This is a genomic window from Pseudomonas sp. HR1, assembly GCF_030175875.1.
GTDB lineage: Bacteria > Pseudomonadota > Gammaproteobacteria > Pseudomonadales > Pseudomonadaceae > Chryseomonas > Chryseomonas oryzihabitans.
Genome location: NZ_JASNRF010000001.1, coordinates 644955 through 665299 on the forward strand (window position 1 = coordinate 644955; position 20345 = coordinate 665299).

16 protein-coding genes are annotated in these 20345 nt (G+C 66.7%); 8 read left to right on the forward strand and 8 right to left on the reverse strand.

The annotated features are described in order from the left end of the window. Positions 1-35 precede the first annotated feature (35 nt). Genes QKY98_RS02985 through QKY98_RS03000 form a run of 4 tightly spaced genes read right to left on the reverse strand, consistent with a single transcriptional unit; the run spans position 36 to position 3541 of the window. The gene (locus QKY98_RS02985; RefSeq protein ID WP_144961323.1) at positions 36-635 is read right to left on the reverse strand and encodes a PqiC family protein; all 600 of its coding nucleotides are present in this window, start codon (positions 633-635) and stop codon (positions 36-38) included. Further along, complete coding sequence (locus QKY98_RS02990; RefSeq protein ID WP_284670315.1) at positions 632-2278, reverse strand: PqiB family protein; 1647 nt, start codon at positions 2276-2278, stop codon at positions 632-634. Before QKY98_RS02990 ends, QKY98_RS02985 begins: the two co-directional genes overlap by 4 nt. Beyond that, positions 2262-2903: a paraquat-inducible protein A gene (locus QKY98_RS02995; protein WP_115945141.1), complete on the reverse strand. Its 642-nt coding sequence runs from the start codon at positions 2901-2903 to the stop codon at positions 2262-2264. Before QKY98_RS02995 ends, QKY98_RS02990 begins: the two co-directional genes overlap by 17 nt. Next, the gene (locus QKY98_RS03000) at positions 2900-3541 is read right to left on the reverse strand and encodes a paraquat-inducible protein A (RefSeq protein WP_027603063.1); all 642 of its coding nucleotides are present in this window, start codon (positions 3539-3541) and stop codon (positions 2900-2902) included. Before QKY98_RS03000 ends, QKY98_RS02995 begins: the two co-directional genes overlap by 4 nt. A 213-nt stretch (positions 3542-3754) precedes the next feature. Here QKY98_RS03000 and QKY98_RS03005 point away from each other — a divergent pair, with 213 nt between their 5' ends. From QKY98_RS03005 to QKY98_RS03025, 5 genes are all read left to right on the forward strand, one after another. After that, a complete protein-coding gene (locus QKY98_RS03005) occupies positions 3755-4753 on the forward strand; it encodes an ArsR/SmtB family transcription factor (protein ID WP_278387820.1) in 999 nt (332 codons plus the stop codon). A gap of 116 nt (positions 4754-4869) precedes the next feature. Next, positions 4870-6060, forward strand: coding sequence for a methionine adenosyltransferase (gene metK, locus QKY98_RS03010; protein WP_027598218.1), 1191 nt, complete (start codon positions 4870-4872; stop codon positions 6058-6060). A 170-nt stretch (positions 6061-6230) separates the two neighbouring features. Continuing rightward, positions 6231-6860: a phosphatase PAP2 family protein gene (locus tag QKY98_RS03015; protein ID WP_027598217.1), complete on the forward strand. Its 630-nt coding sequence runs from the start codon at positions 6231-6233 to the stop codon at positions 6858-6860. A gap of 154 nt (positions 6861-7014) precedes the next feature. After that, positions 7015-8064, forward strand: a complete 1050-nt coding sequence (locus tag QKY98_RS03020) for a polyamine ABC transporter substrate-binding protein (RefSeq protein ID WP_284670316.1) — start codon at positions 7015-7017, stop codon at positions 8062-8064. Continuing rightward, entirely contained in the window at positions 8051-10375 is a 2325-nt protein-coding gene (locus tag QKY98_RS03025; protein ID WP_284670317.1) for a putative bifunctional diguanylate cyclase/phosphodiesterase, read from the forward strand. Before QKY98_RS03020 ends, QKY98_RS03025 begins: the two co-directional genes overlap by 14 nt. Positions 10376-10426: 51 nt before the next feature. Here QKY98_RS03025 and QKY98_RS03030 read toward each other — a convergent pair whose 3' ends face one another. From QKY98_RS03030 to thiI, 4 genes are all read right to left on the reverse strand, one after another. Then, the gene (locus QKY98_RS03030) at positions 10427-12364 is read right to left on the reverse strand and encodes an autotransporter domain-containing SGNH/GDSL hydrolase family protein (protein ID WP_284670318.1); all 1938 of its coding nucleotides are present in this window, start codon (positions 12362-12364) and stop codon (positions 10427-10429) included. Positions 12365-13173: 809 nt separating this feature from the next. After that, positions 13174-13563: a lysozyme inhibitor LprI family protein gene (locus QKY98_RS03035; protein WP_284670319.1), complete on the reverse strand. Its 390-nt coding sequence runs from the start codon at positions 13561-13563 to the stop codon at positions 13174-13176. Between the two features lie 146 nt (positions 13564-13709). Beyond that, positions 13710-15527: a translational GTPase TypA gene (typA, locus tag QKY98_RS03040; RefSeq protein ID WP_027598212.1), complete on the reverse strand. Its 1818-nt coding sequence runs from the start codon at positions 15525-15527 to the stop codon at positions 13710-13712. Between the two features lie 157 nt (positions 15528-15684). Further along, positions 15685-17139: a tRNA uracil 4-sulfurtransferase ThiI gene (gene thiI, locus QKY98_RS03045; RefSeq protein WP_027598211.1), complete on the reverse strand. Its 1455-nt coding sequence runs from the start codon at positions 17137-17139 to the stop codon at positions 15685-15687. Between the two features lie 385 nt (positions 17140-17524). On the opposite strand from thiI, the gene glnA reads away from it, so the two are divergent. From glnA to QKY98_RS03060, 3 genes are all read left to right on the forward strand, one after another. After that, on the forward strand, positions 17525-18931 hold the full coding sequence (gene glnA, locus QKY98_RS03050; protein ID WP_017639449.1) for a glutamate--ammonia ligase: 1407 nt from the start codon (positions 17525-17527) through the stop codon (positions 18929-18931). Positions 18932-19090: 159 nt separating this feature from the next. Then, a complete protein-coding gene (locus QKY98_RS03055; RefSeq protein ID WP_077171350.1) occupies positions 19091-19609 on the forward strand; it encodes a DUF4124 domain-containing protein in 519 nt (172 codons plus the stop codon). Further along, entirely contained in the window at positions 19609-20247 is a 639-nt protein-coding gene (locus QKY98_RS03060) for a DUF4124 domain-containing protein (RefSeq protein ID WP_027598209.1), read from the forward strand. Before QKY98_RS03055 ends, QKY98_RS03060 begins: the two co-directional genes overlap by 1 nt. Positions 20248-20345: the final 98 nt, after the last annotated feature.

A 20345-nucleotide genomic window follows, 5' to 3' on the forward strand; every position in this document is an offset into this window, starting at 1 on the left:
CAGCCAGGGCACTTCCAGCAATCGGCGCGGTCGCTTCAGCCCGCCGGGCAGACTGTCGCGCCGTCGGCCACGAAGGCGCGCGCCACTGGTTCTATACGCCGGGCCAGGGCTGCCAGGGCCTGGCGGTGCGCTGCGACGACCTCGGCATAGGAGGCGCCGGCGGGCTGGCTGATCCGGCTGCCGCAGGTGAGCACCCGCTCGCCACCCGGTTCGGCCAGGCGCAGGGTCCAGAGCGCGTCCTGCTGGACGCCGCGCCCGGGCCGCGAATCGAAGCGCTGCAGATCCACCTTGATGCGCAGCACCGGGGCGCCGCTGCCGCGCGGGGCATCGCCCAGGTCCAGGGTACCGAGGTCCCGGGACAGGTCGGCGGACAGGGCGCTGCGCACCTCGTCGGCCAGGGGCGCGATCCAGCGTTCGTTTTCCAGCAGGGCGATGCCCTCGCCCTGGCGTACCACCAGTTGCGGCTGATCCACCTGGGGCGGCACCGAGACGCCCTGCAGGGCGAAGCGGAAGTCCGCCGCGCGCGCCTGGCTGGCGGGCTCCGCGGCGCTGGTCAGGGTGTGGTAGTTGAGCGGCGCCTTGGACGAACAGGCGGCCAGCAGCAGGGGCAGAGCCAGGCAGGTCAGGCGCTTCATTGCAGTTTTCCTTTGGCGGGATCGCGGGAGCCCGGTTCGAACTTGGGCGGCGGATCGGTCACCAGACCGCGGATCAGGGATTCCGGATGGCGGCCGAGGTAGTCGCCGAACACGCGCAGGGAACGCGCCATGCGCTGCATCTCTTCCAGGGTATGGGTCAGATTCTGCTGCACCGGGGAATCCGCGCCCAGGCTCTGGCTGGCGCTGCCGGTGAGTTGCTGCACGCCCATCAGGGTGGTGGTCAGCTGCGGCAGGACCCCGGCGTTGAGCTGCTTGAGGGTGCCGCTGAGCTGCGCCAGGCTGGTGTCGAGATTCTTGCCGATGGAATCGAAGGGGATCTTGTCGATCTTGTTGACGATGCCGGCCATCTGCTCCTGCAGGCGATCGAAGCTGCCGGTGACGGTGGGGATCGACAGCGGCTTGGCCTGGGGATCGAAGGCCACCTTGGGTGCATTGGGCACGAAGTCGACGGAAATGTAGAGCTGGCCGGTCAGCAGGTTGCCGGTGCGGGCCTGGGCGCGCAGACCGCGGGCCACCCAGCCGGCGAACAGCTTGCCGTCGCGGTCCTTGGTCTCGATGCGCTTGCCGACGTCGCCCAGCCGCTGGGGATAGATGACCGCGCCGACGATCAGCGAGAAGCGATCCTGGGCGTCCTCGTAGTCGGGGGTCAGGGAGACCACCCGGCCAACGTTCATGCCGAGGAATTCCACCGGCGCCCCGGTGGCGAGGCCTCGCAGCGACTGCTGGAATCTCATCCGCACATAGAAGGGCTCGCCATCCGGCGGCGCCAGGGCACTGGCCTGGTCGTCGAACAGGGTGAAACGCTGGTCTTCCTGGGCCTCCTGCGGATCCTTGGGCCATTCGGGGGTGACGAAGGCGATGCCGCCCGCCACCACCGTGGCCAGCGACTGGGTATTGAGCTTGAGGCCGGAGGCGCTGAGCGAGACATCGACCCCGCTGGCGTTCCAGAAGCGGCTGTTGGCGGTGACGAAGCGGTCATAGGGCGAATCCACGAAGATCTGCGCGCTGACGCCCTTGCCGTCCTGGTTGAGGTGGAAGGACACCACCCGGCCGACCTGGATGCGCCGGTAATAGACCGGCGAGCCGACGTCCAGCGAGCCGATGTCGTCGGCGGTGACGATGAATCTCTTGCCCGAGGCGCCGTGAATCAGCGCCGGCGGCTGCTCCAGACCGCGGAAGTCGCGATGGGACTCGGTGGAATCGCCGATGTCGGCGCCGATGAAGGCGCCCGACACCAGGGTGTCGACCCCCGAGACGCCATTGACGCCGAAGCGCGGCCGCACCACCCAGAAGCGCGCGTCCTTGGTGGCGAAGCCCTCGGCGGACTTTTCCAGCTCGATGGTGGTGATCACCCGGTTGCGATCCGGTGCCAGCTGGATGTCGCTGACGGTGCCGATCACCACGTTCTTGTACTTGACCTGGGTCTTGCCGGCTTCCAGGCCCTCGGCGGTGAGAAAGGTCACCGTGATGGTCGGCCCGCGCGAGGCCCAGCTGTGGATCACCATGGACAGCCCGATCAGGGCCGCCACGATGGGCACCAGCCAGATCAGCGATACGCTCCAGCGACTGCGGCGTACCTCGGGGGTAGGCGCCAGGGCGTCGGGTTCATGCCTGTCCGTCATCGTTCACCTCTGCATCCCAGATCAAGCGGGGATCGAAACTCATCGCGGCGAGCATCGTCAGCACCACCACGAAACCAAAGAACACGATACCCAGGCGCGGCGCCGCCGAACTCAGGGCACCGAAGTGCACCAGCGCCGAGACCAGGGCCACCACGATCACGTCGAGCATCGACCAGTAGCCGATCAGCTCGACGAAGCGATAGAGCCGGGCGCGCTGGGCGGTGGCCCAGTCGCTGCGGCGCTGGCAACTCACCAGCAGGGTCCCGAGCACCAGAAACTTGATGGAGGGCACCGCCACGCTGGCGATGAAGATCACCAGGGCGACGCCCCAGGAGCCGTTCTCCCAGAATTCGATCACCCCCTCGAGGATGGTGCTTTCCGTGCCGCGGCCCAGGGTACCGGTGAACATCACCGGCAGGGTATTGGCGGGGATATAGAGGATCAGCGCGGCGAGCAGATAGGCCCAGGTCTTGGCATAGACGTTGGGCTTGCGCCGGTGCAGCGCCGAGCCGCAGCGCGGGCAGCCGGCCTTGTGCCGGCGCGGCGCGGTACAGACCTTGCCGCAGACGTGGCACAGGCACAGGCCGAGTTCGTCGGCGCGCGGCGGCAACTGCGGCGCGCTCAAGACTCGCGCTCCCCGACGGCGTCCCACAGCGGGTGCAGGTCGCGCTTGGCGATGATCAAGAGGACCACCATCAGCCCGACCATGCCGAACAGCCCCAGGCCCACCACCACGTGCAGCAGGCCGGCCAGCTTGATCACCGCCACCAGGGCGCCGAGCACGAAGACCTCGATCATGCTCCAGGGCCGCAGGTAATGCAGGGTGACCATGGCCGTGGCGAAGCCGGGGGCACGGCGGCCGAGCTGGGCGAAGCCGAGCACCCAGAGCAGCAGCAGGATCTGCAGCAGCGGCACCACGAAAAGGGTCATGGCCACCACCAGCGCCATGGGGCCGGCGAAGCCGCGACTCATGGCGACCACCGATTCCAGCAGGGTCGCCTCGCTGTGCAGGCCGCGAAAGCTGAGTTGCAGGATGGGCCCGACATTGGCGATCACGAACAGCACCGCCGCGGCGATCGCCAGCGCCAGCAGACCCTGGATGTCCAGGCGGCTGGCACGATAGAGCAGCGCGCCACAGCGCAGACAGTGCGCCCGCTCGCCGGCGGCGAGCGGCTCCAGGCGATGCACCGAATCGCAGTGCTCGCAGATCACCAGGCGCGTGCCGGCGGCAGGCGCGGAAGGGGACGGTGGCTGGACGGACATGGGTTACCCGGTGACGCTCCTGGAAGAGGGCTGCAGGTTGGACGCGCGAGTCTCGCGGTCGTTACCGCAACGTCGCGAAGACCGCTGAGCAAAAGGCCCCGGCATCTTACCTTCCTCGACGAAGGTATGCGCGGCCCACCGCCATGGACAAGTATCAAAACTTTTTGATGCTTTTCTTGCGAGGCCTGGGACGGGTCTCTAGACTAGCGCCCCATGAATCCGCTCCGCGTGCCGGCGCTCGGCCAAGAACCAGGAGATACCCTCGCCGCCCTGTGCAAGGCCGGCGGCGATCCCCTGCGCCTGAACGTCCTGCGCGCCCTGCACAGCGCCTCCTTCGGCGTGCTGGAGCTGGCGCAGATCTTCGCTACCGGCCAGTCCGGCATCAGCCACCACCTCAAGGTGCTGTCTCAGGCGCAGCTGGTGGCCACCCGCCGCGAGGGCAACGCCATCTTCTATCGCCGCGCCCTGCCCCGCCCCGGCAGCCTGGGGGGCGCCCTGCACGCCGCCCTGCTCGAAGAGGTGGACGCCCTGGACCTGCCCGGCGCCGTGCAGACGCGGATCACTGAGGTGCATGCCCAGCGCGCGGCGGTGAGTCGCGACTTCTTCGCCCGGGTGGCGGAAAAATTCCAGGCCCAGCAGGACCTCATCGCCAGCCTGCCGCAGTATCGCGACGGCCTGCTCAGCCTGCTGGACGCCCTGGCCCTGGATCCGCGCGGCTGCGCCCTGGAAGTGGGTCCGGGCGACGGCGCCTTCCTGCCGGACCTGGCGCGGCGTTTCGCCCGGGTGGTGGCGGTGGACAACAGCCCGGCCATGCTCGAACTGGCGCGCCAGCGCTGCCAGCGCGACGGCCTCGCCCATGTCGAACTGCAACTGGCCGACGCCCTCGCCGAGCCGCTGCCAGCGGCCGACTGCGTGGTCCTCAACATGGTCCTGCACCACCTCGCCGCGCCGGCGGAGGCGCTGCAGCAGCTGGCGCGGCGCGTGGCACCGGGCGGCAGCCTGGTGATCACCGACCTCTGCCCCCACGACCAGACCTGGGCGCGCGCGGCCTGTGGCGATCTCTGGCTCGGCTTCGACCAGGACGAACTGGCGCGCTGGGCCCAGGCCGCCGGCCTGCAGGCGGGCGAAAGCCTCTACCTCGGCCTGCGCAACGGCTTTCAGATCCAGGTGCGCCAGTTCGCGCGCCCGGATCAGGGAAACACCCCGTCATGAGGCCAACCGGCCAGTGGCGGGCGGACCCGACGCTCAAGGGCGTCATGTCCAGCAAGGAAACTGCTGTCTCGACCGGCCTGCGGGCCCCTACCCCTTGGTAATTTAGGAACCATTCGATGAGCGAATATTCCCTGTTCACCTCCGAGTCCGTGTCCGAAGGCCATCCGGACAAGATCGCCGACCAGATCTCCGATGCCGTGCTCGACGCCATCATCACCCAGGACAAGCACGCCCGCGTGGCCTGCGAGACCCTGGTCAAGACCGGTGTGGCCATCGTCGCCGGCGAGGTGACCACCTCCGCCTGGGTCGACCTGGAGCAACTGGTGCGCGACGTCATCGTCGACATCGGCTACGACAGCTCGGACGTGGGCTTCGACGGCGCCACCTGCGGTATCGTCAACATCATCGGCAAGCAGTCGGTGGACATCGCCCAGGGCGTCGATCGCAGCAAGCCGGAAGACCAGGGCGCCGGTGACCAGGGCCTGATGTTCGGCTACGCCTGCAACGAGACCGATGTGCTGATGCCCGCGCCCATCACCTTCTCCCACCGCCTGGTGGAACGTCAGGCCGAAGCACGCAAGTCGGGCCTGCTGCCCTGGCTGCGTCCGGACGCCAAGTCCCAGGTGACCTGCCGCTACGACGGCGGCAAGGTGGTCGGCATCGACGCCATCGTGCTGTCCACCCAGCACAATCCCGAGGTCAAGTACGCCGACCTGCGCGAAGCCGTGATGGAGCTGATCGTCAAGCACGTCATCCCCGCCGAGCTGCTGCACAAGGACACCCAGTTCCACATCAACCCGACCGGCCAGTTCATCATTGGCGGCCCGGTGGGTGACTGTGGTCTGACCGGCCGCAAGATCATCGTCGACAGCTACGGCGGCATGGCCCGTCACGGCGGTGGCGCCTTCTCCGGCAAGGACCCGTCCAAGGTCGACCGCAGCGCCGCCTACGCCGGTCGCTACGTGGCCAAGAACATCGTCGCCGCCGGCCTGGCCGATCGTTGCGAGATCCAGGTGTCCTACGCCATCGGCGTGGCCCAGCCCACCTCCATCTCGATCAACACCTTCGGCACCGCCAAGATCAGCGACGAGAAGATCGTGCAGCTGGTGCGCGAGCATTTCGACCTGCGCCCCTACGCCATCACCACCATGCTCGACCTGCTGCACCCGATGTACCGGGCCACCGCGGCCTACGGTCACTTCGGTCGCCATCCCCAGGAAATCACCGTGGGCGATGACACCTTCACCACCTTCACCTGGGAACGCACCGATCGCGCCGCTGCCTTGCGCGCCGCTGCCGGTCTGTAAGACGCTTCCCGGCAGACAGCCCCGCCACCTCCGGTGCCGGGGCTTTTTTCTGGGTCTGCAACCGGGGTCCCAGCGCTTTCTTGCGCCAGTCCACAGGCTGGCACGGGCGATGCAACCTCTGGGCGTGCGGTGGTCAGAATGCCTCGTCTTCTCCAGGAGTGTGCTTATCCATGTGGCTGTTCATCACCAACTTCGGCGATTCCTCGGTGATGCTTCCCTGCGCCGTGCTGATCGCGCTCTGGCTGCTGGCCGGTCTGTCGGCACGGGCGGCATTGCTCTGGTTGCTGCTGTTTGGTGCGGCCAGTCTCAGCGTGGCCCTGTCGAAGATCGCCTTCTTTGGCTGGGGCCTGGGCATTCCGCGCCTGGACTTCACCGGCTTCAGCGGCCATTCCATGCTGGTAGGCAGCGTGCTGCCGGTCCTCGGCTGGCTGCTGGCCAGCCGGGCGCGGCCGTCGCTGCGGCTGACCGCGGCCGCCCTGGGCGCGCTGTGCGCCCTGCTCATCGCCGTCTCGCGGGTGGTGCTGGGCTATCACTCGATCTCGGAAGTGGTGACCGGCCTGCCCATCGGCTACGCCGCCAGCGGCAGCCTGCTGTGGCTGCTGCGGGGCCAGGAGGTCAATCTCAAGCCGCGTCAGGCCGCGCTGGGCGCCAGCCTGCTGCTGTTGCCCCTGCTGTTGCTGCATGGCACCAATGCGCCCACGCAACGGGTGCTGGAGCGTCTGGCGGTGAAATTCGCCGACGAGCAGAATCCCTGGACCCGCGCCCATCAGCGCGCCGGGGTGGCGCCGCTGCAGAACTGAAGGTCAGAACTCAGCGCGTGCAATAGACGGCGCCCGCGGCTGGCGAATACGCGGATGACTCCTAGACTGGCAAGAGCCCCGACGTTCGCGGGGTGAACGTCAGGGCCTTGCGGCCCCTCCTAGTTAAGTCAGTCCTTGCCGCCGAGTCGTCCGCATGCGCTACTGCCTCCCCCTTGTCTGCAGCCTGGTGCTCACCGGGCTGCCCGCGTCACCCGTGGCGGCTGCCGAGCCCTTGCGGCTCTATACCTGGGAAGGCTATTTCAGCGACACCCTATTGCAGCGCTGGGCCAAGGCTCATTCGCCCGTGCAGGAAATCCACTTCGACAGTAGCGACGTGCGCGATGCCACCCTGGCACGCGGCGATGCCGATCTCGACCTGGTGGTGATCAACGAGGTCAGCGCCACCCGCCTCGGCCAGGACGGCCTGCTGATGCGCATCGATCCCCAGCGCCTGCCTCATTTGAGCGAGCTCGATCCGCGCTGGCGCCAGAGTTGCGGCGACTATGCCGTGCCCTACGTCTGGGGCACCCTGGGCCTGCTCTACCGCAGCGATCGCCTGGCCCAGGCGCCCTCGTCCTGGCAGCCGCTGCTGCAGCCGGAGCCGGCCCTGCACGGCCATATCGCCATGCTCGAAGACCATGACGACCTGCTGGTGGCCCCGCTCATCACCCTGGGCGCCGCCATCAACAGCGACGATCCCGAGTTGCTCAGACGCAGCTTCGCGCTGCTCAAGGCCCAGGCCCCGGCGGTGCTGACCTATCAATACGTGGTCAGCGCCCTGCACAATCCGGCCTACAGCGATCGCATCGAGCTGGCCCTGGGCTACAGCGGCGACCAGCACCTGCTCAATGCCGCGACGCCCGGGCAGCCCTGGCGCTTCGTCACGCCGCGCGAGGGCAGCCTGCTGTGGGTGGACTGCGTGGCCCTGCTCAGCAGCTCCCGGCACCAGGCCGCCGCCTGGCGCTTCATCAATTTCCTCAATGAACCGCGCAATGCCGTGCTGGCGACCGAGGACCTGCACCTGGCGACCCCTAATGCCGGCGCCCTGCGGCTGCTGTCGGCAGACCTGCGTCAGGATCCCAGCCTCTTTCCCCCAGATGAGGTGCTCGCCCGCAGCCAGGTCTTTCGCGAAGGTCCGCCCGACACCTTCCAGACCCGGCAACGCATCGGCAGTGCTCTGGTAGGTCGCCATGACGCTCAATAGACGCGCCCTGCTGCTGATCCTGCCGGTCGCCCTGCTCTGCAGCCTGACCCTGGTGGGCCTGGGCTACACGGTCCAGCGCGAAGCGGTGATCGGCCTCGAACGCTCGCGGGTCAACCATGACCTGGCGGCGCTGGAAACCACCTATCGCGAGTACGACCACTTCAGCCGCAACCTGCTCTATGCCCTGTCCAACAGCGCCGCCCTGGGCAACTTCCTGCGGCAGACCGAGGTGCCCTATCGCAACGAAGCCCTGGGTACCCAGCTGCAACTGGCGGTGCGCCAGCTGGCCGGCGACGATGCGCCCAGCCATATCTCCCTGGCCATCGCCCGCCCCGACCTCAGCCTGGCCTACTACTACGAACGCAGTGGCGACCCCTTCGCCCAACTGAGCGCTGCCCAGCGACAACTGCTCGAACGCCTGGCCCAGGAGCCGAGCGGTCCGCTGGAGCGGCGCGACTATCTGCTCGACGAACAGGGGCGATCACTGCTGGTGGCGACCACTTCACTGCTGCCGAGCACCGCCGGACCGCCCCTGCCGGGTCAGCGCGGGCTGGCGATGACGCTGCAACTGGCGGTCAGCCCGGACCGGATGGAGGCCATGCGCCGTACCCTCGAGCAGAGCTATGGTGCGCCCCTGGAATTCAGCCGGACGCTGCCCGTCCGCACCAGCGATTTCACCACCGTCGAGCGCCTGTCGCCCGATCTCTATGTACGCCTGACCCCGGATCCGGGGCACCTGGACCGGGAATTGCGCCGTCTGGCGATCGCCTACTTCAGCGGCGGCCTGCTGGTGACCCTGGCCTGCATCCTGGTCCTGATCCTGCTGATCCGCCGCTATATCACCCGGCCCATCGCGCGGCTGGACAGTCAGCTCACCGAGGTGCTGGAAGGCCAGCGCCAGGCCCTCGAAACCGGCGACGAACCCGGCGAGATCGGCCATCTGGGCGCCAACATGAAGCGCCTGCACGACAACAACCTGGCCATCCTGGCGCAGTTGCGCACGGCCCTGCGCACCGACGTCCTCACCCAGATCGGCAATCGTCGCTACTTCCAGCTCATGGGTGAATCCTGGCTGGCGGGCAAGCCGGACGGCCGCCATATCGCCCTGCTCTATTTCGGCCTCGATCACTTCAAGTCGGTGAACGACAGATTCGGCCACGAAGTGGGCGATGAGCTGCTGCAGGCCGTGGCCCGGCAGACCCAGCAGCAGCTGGAAGCCTATCAGGCGGGCAACGAGCTGGTGTTCACGCGCCTAGCGGGCGATGAATTCGCCATCCTGCTGCGCGGCCCGGCGGCGGCGACCGACGCCCTCGCCCTGGGCCAGCAGCTGCAGCAGAACCACGACAACGGCACCCTGGTTGGCGAGCGGCGCTATGCGGTGACCCTGAGCCTCGGCCTGGCGACCCCCGAGGCCCCGCTGGACCTGGCCGACCTGCTGGCCCAGGCCGACCTGGCCCTGGAGCGGGCCAAGAACGAAGGCGGCAACCGCCTGGTGCACTTCACCCCGGAACTGGCCGCGCGCCAGCGCCGCCAGGATCTCCTGGACGAGCACCTGCGGCGCATGAACCCGGACGAGGAATTCCATCTCGTGTACATGCCGGCCGTCGACAGCAACGGCCAGGTGCGTTCCGCCGAAACCCTGCTGCGCTGGAATTCGCCGCGCCTCGGCCCGGTATCACCGGCGGAATTCATCCCCATCGCCGAACGCCAGGGGCATTTTCGCTGGATCGATCGCTGGGTCGTGGATCAGGCCTGCCGCGAATACCCGGCGCTGCAGGAGGTACTGGGCAGCGACCTGGTGCTGTCCATCAACCTGTCGTCGGCGCAACTGGACCAGGCCGACATCGTGCCCTATCTGCGCGAGCGGGTCCGCCACCACCGTGTCGATCCGGCCCGCCTGGAACTGGAATTCACCGAGACCTTCGCCGCCGAGCTGAACGAGCGGACCCTGGGGCTGCTGCATGAATTGCGCGCCGAGGGCTTTCGCGTGGCCATCGACGATTTCGGCGTCGGCTACACCTCGATCCAGCAGGTCACCGACTATCCCGCCGACACCATCAAGTTCGACCGGCTCATCGTCGAGCGCCTCAGCCAGCCCGGCAACCAGGCCAGCCTGGATGCGCTCATCGCCTTCTGCCATGCCCGCGACGCCCAGGTGATCGCCGAGGGCGTGGACACCGAACTCAAGCAGCTCTGCCTGCAACAGGCCGGTTGCGATCTCCTGCAGGGCTTTCTGGTCTGCCCGCCGCGCCGTCTGGACGAATTGCGCGACTGGCAGCGCCAGCGCCTGGGCGATCCCAGCCGGGTCTAGCCGCAATGCCCGCTGACACCCTGTCAGCGGGCATTGCCCGCAGCGCGGCGACTAGAAGTCCAGTGACAGGCCCAGGCCCACGCCCTGCTGATGGCTATCGCCCGCGCCGGCATAGCTGTAGCCACCGCGCAGGGTCAGTTCCGGGGTCAGCCGCTGGACCACGCCCAGGCTCAGTCGGGTGCGGTCGCTGTCGGGCTGGTAGCCGTCCAGGGTGTAGTCCAGACCCGGCACGCTGTTCAGGCGCATGGTCACGTCGCGGGTGCCATCGGCGAATTCCCGCTCGCGGCCCAGGTCGGCGAACAGCGCCGTGGCCGGGGCGAGTTGCCAGCGCCCCTGCAGACCCAGCCCCAGCCGCCGCGAGGTGCTCGACTGGTCGTCGAACTCCAGCGCCGTGGCGTCGTTGCCGCGCTCGCGATAGCCATCCACCTGGACGCGGGCATAGTCGGCGCTGAGATAGGGACTCAGGTGCCAGGGACTGCCGGCCGCCGCCAGGTCGTAGCCCAGCCGCGCCGAGAGGGCGCGCAGATCGCCGTCGGTGTCGCCCTGCTCGCTGCGGGTGGTCGAGCCGAGGGCGAAACGGCGGCTCAGGTCGTCATAGTCCAGCCGGCCACCGGTGGCGGTGAGATCGCCCCAGAGGCGCTCGCCCTGGTACTGGGCGAAGGCGCTGAGCAGATAGCTGTTGAGGCGATAGCTGGAATCGGCCGCGCCGGGCTCCAGGCGCTGGCGCGCGACACCGGCGGCCACGCCGAGGCGCCATTCCTCGCTGAGCCGATAGCTGCCACCCAGGTCCAGGCTGTAGCCGTTGCCATCGCCGCCGGCGGTGCTGCGCTGGTCGTCGACGTCCAGGCGCCGCGCGCTGGTATCCACATAGCCCTGCCAGCGCCCCACCGGCTGCCAGGCATGCCAGTCGCCCAGCCAGCGCTGGTGCAGGCCGTCCTGGTGCGCCCTGAGCGTGGACTGGGCCATCTCCGGCAGCAGCGTGACCTCCCAGGGCGCCGCCAGCAGCGAATAGGCGTAGTCGGCGATCAGCCGCTGGCCGGTGATGGTCGGGTGGACGCGATCGTTGAACAGCAGCTGGCTGGGATCGGCCGCCGCCGCGCCCAGGCCATAGGTGGGGTTGCGGGTGCAGCTGTCGCCACTGAAGCAGGTGCCGGTCAGATTCTGCCCGCTGGCCAGGCCATAGCGGCCCGGTTCGGCCACCACCTCGGCCAGCAGCTGGGGCACGTTGAGGCCGATAATCTCGGCGTCGATGCCGGCCAGGCGCGCCACCAGCGCCTGGTTGTAGACCCGACTCAGGGCCGAGCTGGCCGCCTGTTGCGGCGAACCGGCCAGGGCTGGGGTCTGGCCGATGTCGGGCAGCAGCCAGACCACCATATAGCGGGCGCCGGCCTGCTGCAGCGCAGCCACGCCGTCACCCAGGCGATTGGCTGCGGCCGCCGCGGTGGCCGGCGAGGTGACCAGTCCCTGGAGGAAGTCGTTACCCCCGCCGCTGATATAGAACAGGGTGTTGGGATCCAGGCTCAGTCCCTGGCTGGCGAGGCCGGGCAGGTAGCCGTCACGGCTGCGCAGGGTCAGGCCACCCACCGCCACCACCGAGCCGTTGCGAGCGGTGATGGAATCGCGGATCTGCGCCGTGGTGTAGCCACCCGTGGCCCAGTTGTCGCCATCGCTCAGGCCGATCCGCTGATTGATCAGCGAGGTCGAGGCGTCCAGGGTACGGACATCGAAGCCCAGTTGCTGGCCGAGCAGGATCGAGGACACCGGTCCGGTCACCGCGCCGCTGGCCGGGCTGTAGCCGGGACCGACGCGGTTGGTGAATCTGAGGCTGGCGCCCGTGACCCCGGTATCGGGAAATTGCCCGGCATCGAGCAGGCTGTCGCCGAACACGGTGAAGCCACTGTAGGGATTGGGAGCCGCCTGGGCGGTTGCCGCGAGCGCCGTGGCCAGGGCGATGGCCAGCGGCAGGCGTTGCCTGAGGAAAGATGTCATGCCTGCATCCTTGATTGTTGTTATCGGGGCACGCGTCAGGGCGTGTGGCCCCACGCTAGACGGTTTTTGTGACGTTGTATCTGGGTGTAAACAAAAACCTGGAAGACATTTGTTCGGCTTGAACGGCAGGTCAGAGGGCTGTCGGCAATTCGACCGGAGCGGCCTGCCATGACTGTCGAGTCTGCCGCTCAATCCGTGGCGACGCTCATCGGGACGATGAGGCTGATCGCCCGCTCGGATAGCCCCCTCTCCCCCGGGGAGAGGGTTGGGGTGAGGGCCCTGGCAGCGAGCCGAGTGGAAAAGACTGCGCCGTTTTCCACGCTACGGTTTTCTCCGGAACGATGAGGCTGATCGCCCGCTCGGATAGCCCCCTCTCCCCCGGGGAGAGGTTGGGGTGAGGGCCCTGGCAGCGAGCCCAGTGGAAAAGGCTGCACCGTTTTCCACGCTACGGTTTTATCCGGCGCGATGACGCCAAGCGCCCACTTGGATAGCCCCCTCTCCCCCGGGAAGAGGGTTGGGGTGAGGGCCCTGGCAGCGAGCCCAGTGGAAAAGGCTGCGCCGTTTTCCAGGCTACGGTTTTATCCGGGGCGATGACGCCGAGCGCCCGCTCGAATAGCCCCCTCTGCCCCGGGGAGAGGGTTGGGGTGAGGGCCCCCTGGCAGCGAGCCCAGTGGAAAAGGCTGCGCCGTTTTCCAGGCTACGATTTTCTCCGGAGCGATGACGCCAAGCGCCCATTCCGGATAGACCCCTCTCCCCCCGGGAGAGGGTTGGGGTGAGGGAACGGCGCGCCCCCTATCCCGCCAGCTACCTCACTGCCCCAGCTTGCCCGCCTCGCAACCGGTGCTGGCGCATTCGCGCAGGCGCTCCTTGAGCACCTCCAGACGGCTGTCGGTCAGGCTGACGGCGCAATCCAGGTTGACGAAGTAGCCATCGGCTTCCTCGCGGGCGCACTGGCTGTCGCGCTGCTTGATCCAGGCCAACTGGCTCTGTTTGAGCACGGCCTGCTGATCGGCCGGCAGCTGCTTGCGCAACTCGCCATAGGTCTGGTTCAGCGACTTGTCGCTCTGGGCGAACAGGTTGCTGGCGCAGTAGACGGTATCGAAGGCATTGCGCGGCGTGCCGCAACCGGCGGCCTGGGCCGTGGCGAAAACGCTGAGACCGCTCAGGGTCAGGGTGGCGGCGAGGGTAGTCTTGAGCATGGCAGCATCCTGCAGAAGGGGCCGTCCCGAATGGCGCGGCCGTGGGATAAACGCTAGCAGAGCCGCCAGTCGTGCGCGTAGCAGGCTCTGAAAAACCGGCAACAAAAAAGCGCCCGAAGGCGCTTTCCTGCATCACCCGGACGGGATCAGACCTTGGAACGCTCGAAGCGCTTGCGGTCGTTTTCGTTCAGGAACTTCTTGCGCAGACGGATGGACTTGGGCGTCACTTCCACCAGCTCGTCGTCGGCGATGAATTCTAGCGCCTGTTCGAGGGTGAACTTGATCGGCGGCACCAGGGCGATGACTTCGTCCTTGCCCGAGGCGCGCATGTTGTCCAGCTTCTTGCCCTTGGTGGGGTTGAGCACCAGGTCGTTGTCACGGCTGTTGATGCCGCACAGCTGGCCTTCGTAGATCTCGTCGCCCGGAGCCAGGAACAGCTTGCCGCGGCTCTGCAGGGTTTCCAGCGAGTAGGTCAGGGCGGTACCGGTGGCCATGGACACCAGCACGCCGTTCTGACGGTTGCTCACTTCGCCGGCCTTGATCGGGCCGTAGTGGCTGAAGGTCGAGGTCAGGATGCCGCTGCCCGAGGTGAGGGTCAGGAAGTTGTTGCGGAAGCCGATCAGGCCACGCGCCGGGATGGTGTATTCCAGGCGGATACGGCCCTTGCCGTCGGGGATCATGTTGGTCAGATCGCCCTTGCGCAGACCCATCTGCTCCATCACCGAGCCCTGGTGCTGCTCTTCGATGTCGATGGTGACGTTCTCGTAGGGCTCCTGCTTCTCACCGTCCTTCTCGATGATCACCACTTCCGGACGGCCCACGGCCATCTCGAAGCCTTCGCGGCGCATGTTCTCGATCAGTACCGACAGGTGCAGCTCGCCACGCCCGGAGACCTTGAACTTCTCGGCGGACTCGCCCGGCTCGACGCGCAGGGCCACGTTGTGCAGCAGTTCCTTGTCCAGACGGTCCTTGATGTTGCGGCTGGTGACGAACTTGCCTTCACGACCGGCGAACGGCGAGTCGTTGACCTGGAAGGTCATGCTCACGGTGGGCTGGTCGACGGTCAGCGGCGGGCGGGCTTCGACGTTCTGCGGATCGCACAGGGTGTCGGAGATGAACAGCTCGTCCATGCCCGAGACGCAGACGATGTCGCCGGCTTCGGCTTCGGCCACTTCCACGCGCTGCAGGCCGGAGTGGCCCATGATCTTGAGGATACGACCGTTGCGCTTGCTGCCGTCGTCGCTGATGGCCACGACCGGGGTGTTGGCCTTGATGCGGCCACGGGCGATACGGCCGATGCCGATCACGCCGAGGAAGCTGTTGTAGTCCAGCTGGGAGATCTGCATCTGGAAGGGACCGTCCAGATCGACCTGGGGAGCCGGTACGTGGTCGACGATGGCCTGGAACAGGGCATCCATGTTGTCGTCCATCTTCTCGTGGTCCAGGCCGGCGATGCCGTTCAGGGCGCTGGCGTAGACGATCGGGAAGTCCAGCTGCTCATCGGTGGCGCCGAGGTTGTCGAACAGGTCGAAGATCTGGTCGATGACCCAGTCCGGACGCGCGCCGGGACGGTCGATCTTGTTGACCACCACGATCGGACGCAGGCCGGCCTTGAAGGCCTTCTGGGTCACGAAGCGGGTCTGCGGCATGGGGCCGTCCTGGGCGTCGACCACCAGCAGCACGGAGTCGACCATGGACATCACACGCTCCACCTCGCCACCGAAGTCGGCGTGGCCGGGGGTGTCGACGATGTTGATGTTGTAGTCCTTCCACTTCAGCGCGGTGTTCTTGGCCAGGATGGTGATGCCGCGTTCCTTTTCCTGGTCGTTGCTGTCCATCACCCGCTCGTTTTCCGCTTCTTTGCGGTCCAGGGTGCCGGACAGGCGCAGCAGCTTGTCGACGAGGGTGGTCTTGCCATGGTCGACGTGCGCGATGATGGCGATGTTGCGTAGATTCTCGATCACAGTGGTGTTCTCGGTATAGAAATGAAGGAGCTTCAGCCAGCAGGCTGACAGCCGGAGATTGCAAAGGCGCGAAACGCGGCCGACCGGTACGTGGCCGGAGGGCTAGAAGAGGTCGGGAGGGCGGTGGCGGATACTGCCACCCAGCAGGCCCGGCTGCTTAGGCCGGACGATAAACGCGCACATTGGCGTGCCCTTCGGTGAGCAGGTGATGGGCGTGCAGCCGGCTCATCACCCCGCGGTCGCAATAGAGGAGGTACTGGCGATTCTCGTCCAGTTCCTTGAAACGGCTGTTCAGCGCGAAGAACGGCATGGCCTGCACCTCGATGCCGGGCAGCTCCAGCGGCTGGTCTTCCTGGGCATCGGGATGGCGGATGTCCACCACGATCTGACCTGGCAAGGGCTGTGCCAGTTCTTCGACCTGCACGTCCTTGCCCAGCTCTTCGATCACCTTGTCGACGGTGATGAAGCGCGCACGTTCCAGGGCGGCGTCGAGCACCGCCAGGTCGAACTTGCCTTCCTCGTGCTCCACCCGCAGGGCCTTGGCCTTGGTGGTGGGATTCACCGAGATGATGCCGCAGTATTCGGGCATGTGCTTGGCGAAGTCGGCGGTGCCGATGCGCTGGGCGGTGTCGATGATGTCCTGCTTGTGGCTGGCCAGCAGCGGGCGCAGCACCAGGGTATCGGTGGCCTTGTCGATCACCGCCAGGTTGGTCAGGGTCTGGCTGGAGACCTGGGAGACGGCTTCGCCGGTCACCAGCGCCTCGATCTGCAGCTGTTCGGCGATGCGACTGGCCGCGCGCAGCATCATGCGCTTGAGGATAACACCCATGTGGCTGTCGTCGCACTGGGTGAGGATCTGCCCCACCACTTCCTCGAAGGGCACGCTGATGAACAGCACGCGCTGGGAACGCCCGTACTTCTCCCAGAGATAGTGGGCCACTTCCATCACGCCCAGCTCGTGGGCGCGTCCGCCGAGGTTGAAGAAGCAGAAATGGCTGACCATGCCACGTCTCATCATCTGGTAGGCGGCCACGGTGGAGTCGAACCCCCCGGACATCAGCACCAGCACCTGCTCCAGCGCGCCGAGCGGATAGCCGCCCAGCCCTTCGTGGTGCTCGTCGATGATGAACAGCTGCTGGTCGCGGATCTCCAGGCGGACGTTCACCTCGGGATTCTTCAGGGCGATGCCGGCGCCGCCGCAGCGTTCGCGCAGGCCACCACCGACATGGCGCTCCACGTCCATCGAGGAGAAGTCATGGCGGCCGGCGCGCTTGCAGCGCACCGAGAACACCTTGCCGCGCACGCGCTCGCCGAAGTGGCGTACGCACAACTCGAGAATCGAATCGAAATCGCCCAGCGGATACTCGTGCACCTCGAGGAACTGGCCGATGCCCGGGGTGCAGGCCAGGCGCTGCTTCATTTCCGCCAGCAGCCGCGGCTCGTCGAGCGCGGTCTCCAGGGTGATGTTGTCCCACACCCCTTCCACGCGGACATCCGGATCCAGATCGCGCAGCACGACACGAATGTTCTTCACCAGCTGGCGAATGAAATTCTTGCGCACCGGGCGACTCTTGATGGTGATTTCCGGAAAGACCTTGATGATGAGCTTCATGAGCAGGAAACGGGGGGCGGGCAACGCGAAAGAAAAGGGCGAATATGGTACCTGAAAACCACCCGGCACTCGAATTCGCCCGACAAAATCACCCAGAGCGCCATTAAGGTGCATACGCCAAATTAAGCGCACCAAATTGGTGCCCGAATACGGCCTCCATTGACCTGAAAACGGCACGACAGGCGCCAGGACGGCCCTCCAGCCCATTTAGGGGCACTGGCATACAACTTGCTCTCTTGTGAGGCAGCCGCCCCTGGGCCAGCATAGGGCGCTTTTCGTGGAACGCCGGTCGCTGACCAGGCAGTACGGGAGCGCCCCTCAAGGGCACAGCTGATACCGGGAGTACCGCCAACCGCTCCCGGCCGAAATTCCTCTGGAGGAAACCATGTCGAAGGCTGTTCAACTGATCAAAGAAAACGACGTGAAGTGGGTAGACCTGCGCTTCACCGATACCAAAGGCAAGCAGCAACACGTCACCATGCCGGCGCGTGACGCGCTGGACGAAGACTTCTTCGCCCACGGCAAGATGTTCGACGGCTCCTCCATCGCCGGCTGGAAAGGCATCGAAGCCTCCGACATGATCCTGCTGCCCGACGACAGCACCGCCGTTCTGGATCCCTTCACCGAAGAGCCGACCCTGATCCTGGTCTGCGACATCATCGAACCCTCCACCATGCAGCCCTACGAGCGCGACCCCCGCGGTATCGCCCGTGCTGCCGAGGAATACCTGAAGTCCACCGGCATCGGCGACACCGTGTTCGTCGGCCCGGAGCCCGAGTTCTTCATCTTCGACGAAGTGAAGTTCAAGTCGGACATCTCCGGCTCCATGTTCAAGATCTTCTCCGAGCAGGCTTCCTGGAACACCGATGCCGACTTCGAGTCCGGCAACAAGGGCCACCGTCCGGGCGTCAAGGGCGGCTACTTCCCGGTACCGCCGGTCGATCACGACCACGAAATCCGTACCGCCATGTGCAACGCCCTGGAAGAGATGGGCCTGGTCGTGGAAGTCCACCACCACGAAGTGGCGACCGCTGGCCAGAACGAGATCGGTGTGCAGTTCAACACCCTGGTCAAGAAGGCCGACGAGACCCAGACCCTAAAGTACGTCGTGCACAACGTGGCCGATGCCTACGGCAAGACCGCCACCTTCATGCCCAAGCCCCTGTACGGCGACAACGGCTCCGGCATGCACGTGCACATGTCCATCTCCAAGGATGGCAAGAACACCTTCGCTGGCGAAGGCTATGCCGGTCTGTCCGATACCGCCCTGTACTTCATCGGCGGCATCATCAAGCATGGCAAGGCGCTGAACGGCTTCACCAACCCGTCCACCAACAGCTACAAGCGTCTGGTGCCCGGCTTCGAAGCCCCGGTCATGCTGGCCTACTCGGCCCGTAACCGCTCCGCCTCCATCCGTATCCCCTATGTGTCGAGCCCGAAAGCCCGCCGCATCGAGGCTCGCTTCCCGGATCCGGCTGCCAACCCCTACCTGTGCTTCGCCGCCCTGCTGATGGCCGGCCTGGACGGTATCCAGAACAAGATCCACCCCGGCGATGCCGCCGACAAGAACCTGTACGATCTGCCGCCGGAAGAAGGCAAGAAGATCCCGCAGGTCTGCGGCAGCCTGAAGGAAGCCCTGGAAGCCCTGGACGCCGGTCGCGCCTTCCTGACCAAGGGCGGCGTCTTCACCGACGAGTTCATCGATGCCTACATCGAGCTGAAGTCCGAGGAAGAGATCAAGGTGCGTACCTTCGTGCACCCGCTGGAATACGACCTGTACTACAGCGTCTGATCCCGCTGCGGTTAGGCAAGAGGCCTCCTTCGGGAGGCCTTTTCTTTTGCCCTGGGAAAATCGCCGCGACCGACGCCCGGGCACAGCGGCCAGGTTGCCTACCTGTGCACCGGGCGCGCCTGCTACCCTTGATCTCCACTGCCCGGCCGAGATTCCGCCATGCCTCGCCTGCTTGCCTGCTGTCTGCTCTGCCTCGCCTGCTCCGCCCAGGCCGCGATCTACAAGTCGGTGGATGCCGAAGGCAACACGGTGTTCAGCGACCAGCCCTCGGCCAATGCCAAGCCGGTGCAGGTGGCACCCACCAATACCGTGGACAATCCACGGCCGGCGCCGCCCATCCCCAGTGCGCCTGCGGCGGCGACGCCCGCCGGCCCGGCCTTCAGCCGCCTGGAGGTCAACGTGCCCGACGATGAGGCCATCCGCGCCAACAACGGCACCTTCTCGGTGGGCGTATCCCTGGAACCGGCCCTGGGTGCGGGGCAGTCGCTGCAATTGCTGGTGGACGGCGCCCCCTACGGCAGCCCCGGCCAGAGCACCCGCTTCGGCGTGGCCAACCTGGATCGCGGCGAGCACCGTTTCGCGGCCCAGGTGCTGTCCGGCAACGGCGAGGTGGTCCAGACCAGTGCCGAGAAGACCGTGACCGTGCAGCGCATCAGCGTCAACAGCCCGGCCCGCTGATGCGCGCGCTCCTGACCCTGCTGCTGCTCTGCCTGCTGCTCCCCGCCCAGGCAGCGGTCTACAGCTATGTCGACAAGGAAGGCAATCGGGTCTATACCGACCAGCCGCCCAAGGGCGTCAAGGCCACCCAGGTGCCGATCACGGTGCCCAACAACCTCAATCAGCAGGGCCAGCCGACCCGCAAGCTGAGTCCGACCCCCGCCGCGCCGGTGGCCAGGACGCCCAAGGCGGCGCCCTTCCGCTACCAGATGCTGCGCATCCTGGTGCCCGAACCCGATGCCACGGTGATCGATCAGGAAGGGCAGCTCATCGTCAGCCTGGTCAGCGAGCCGGAATTGCAGCCGGGTCACAGCTACCGCCTGCTGCTGGACGACCGGGAAGCCGGCGCCGGACGCAGTCCGGTGTTTCCCCTGGGCGGCCTGGACCGCGGCACCCACAGCCTGGTGGCGGAGATCCTCGCCGCCGATGGCAACGTGCTGGAGCGGACGCCGGCGCAGCCCTTCCATCTGCGACGCCCCTCCCTGGAGCAGAAGCGCCGCGCCCATCCCTGCAGCGACAAGGACTGGGGCAAGCGGCCGGAATGTCCGCTGGACATGAAACCGCCCGAAGCCAGGAAATCCTGGCTACCCTTCCTATAGCGCACCTCTTTGGTGCGCTTTTTGACTGTGCACCATCTTGATACAAATCCTGTGCAACTCCGTCCGGCGTGCGGCGGCTGTTAGTGCACGTTTCAGCC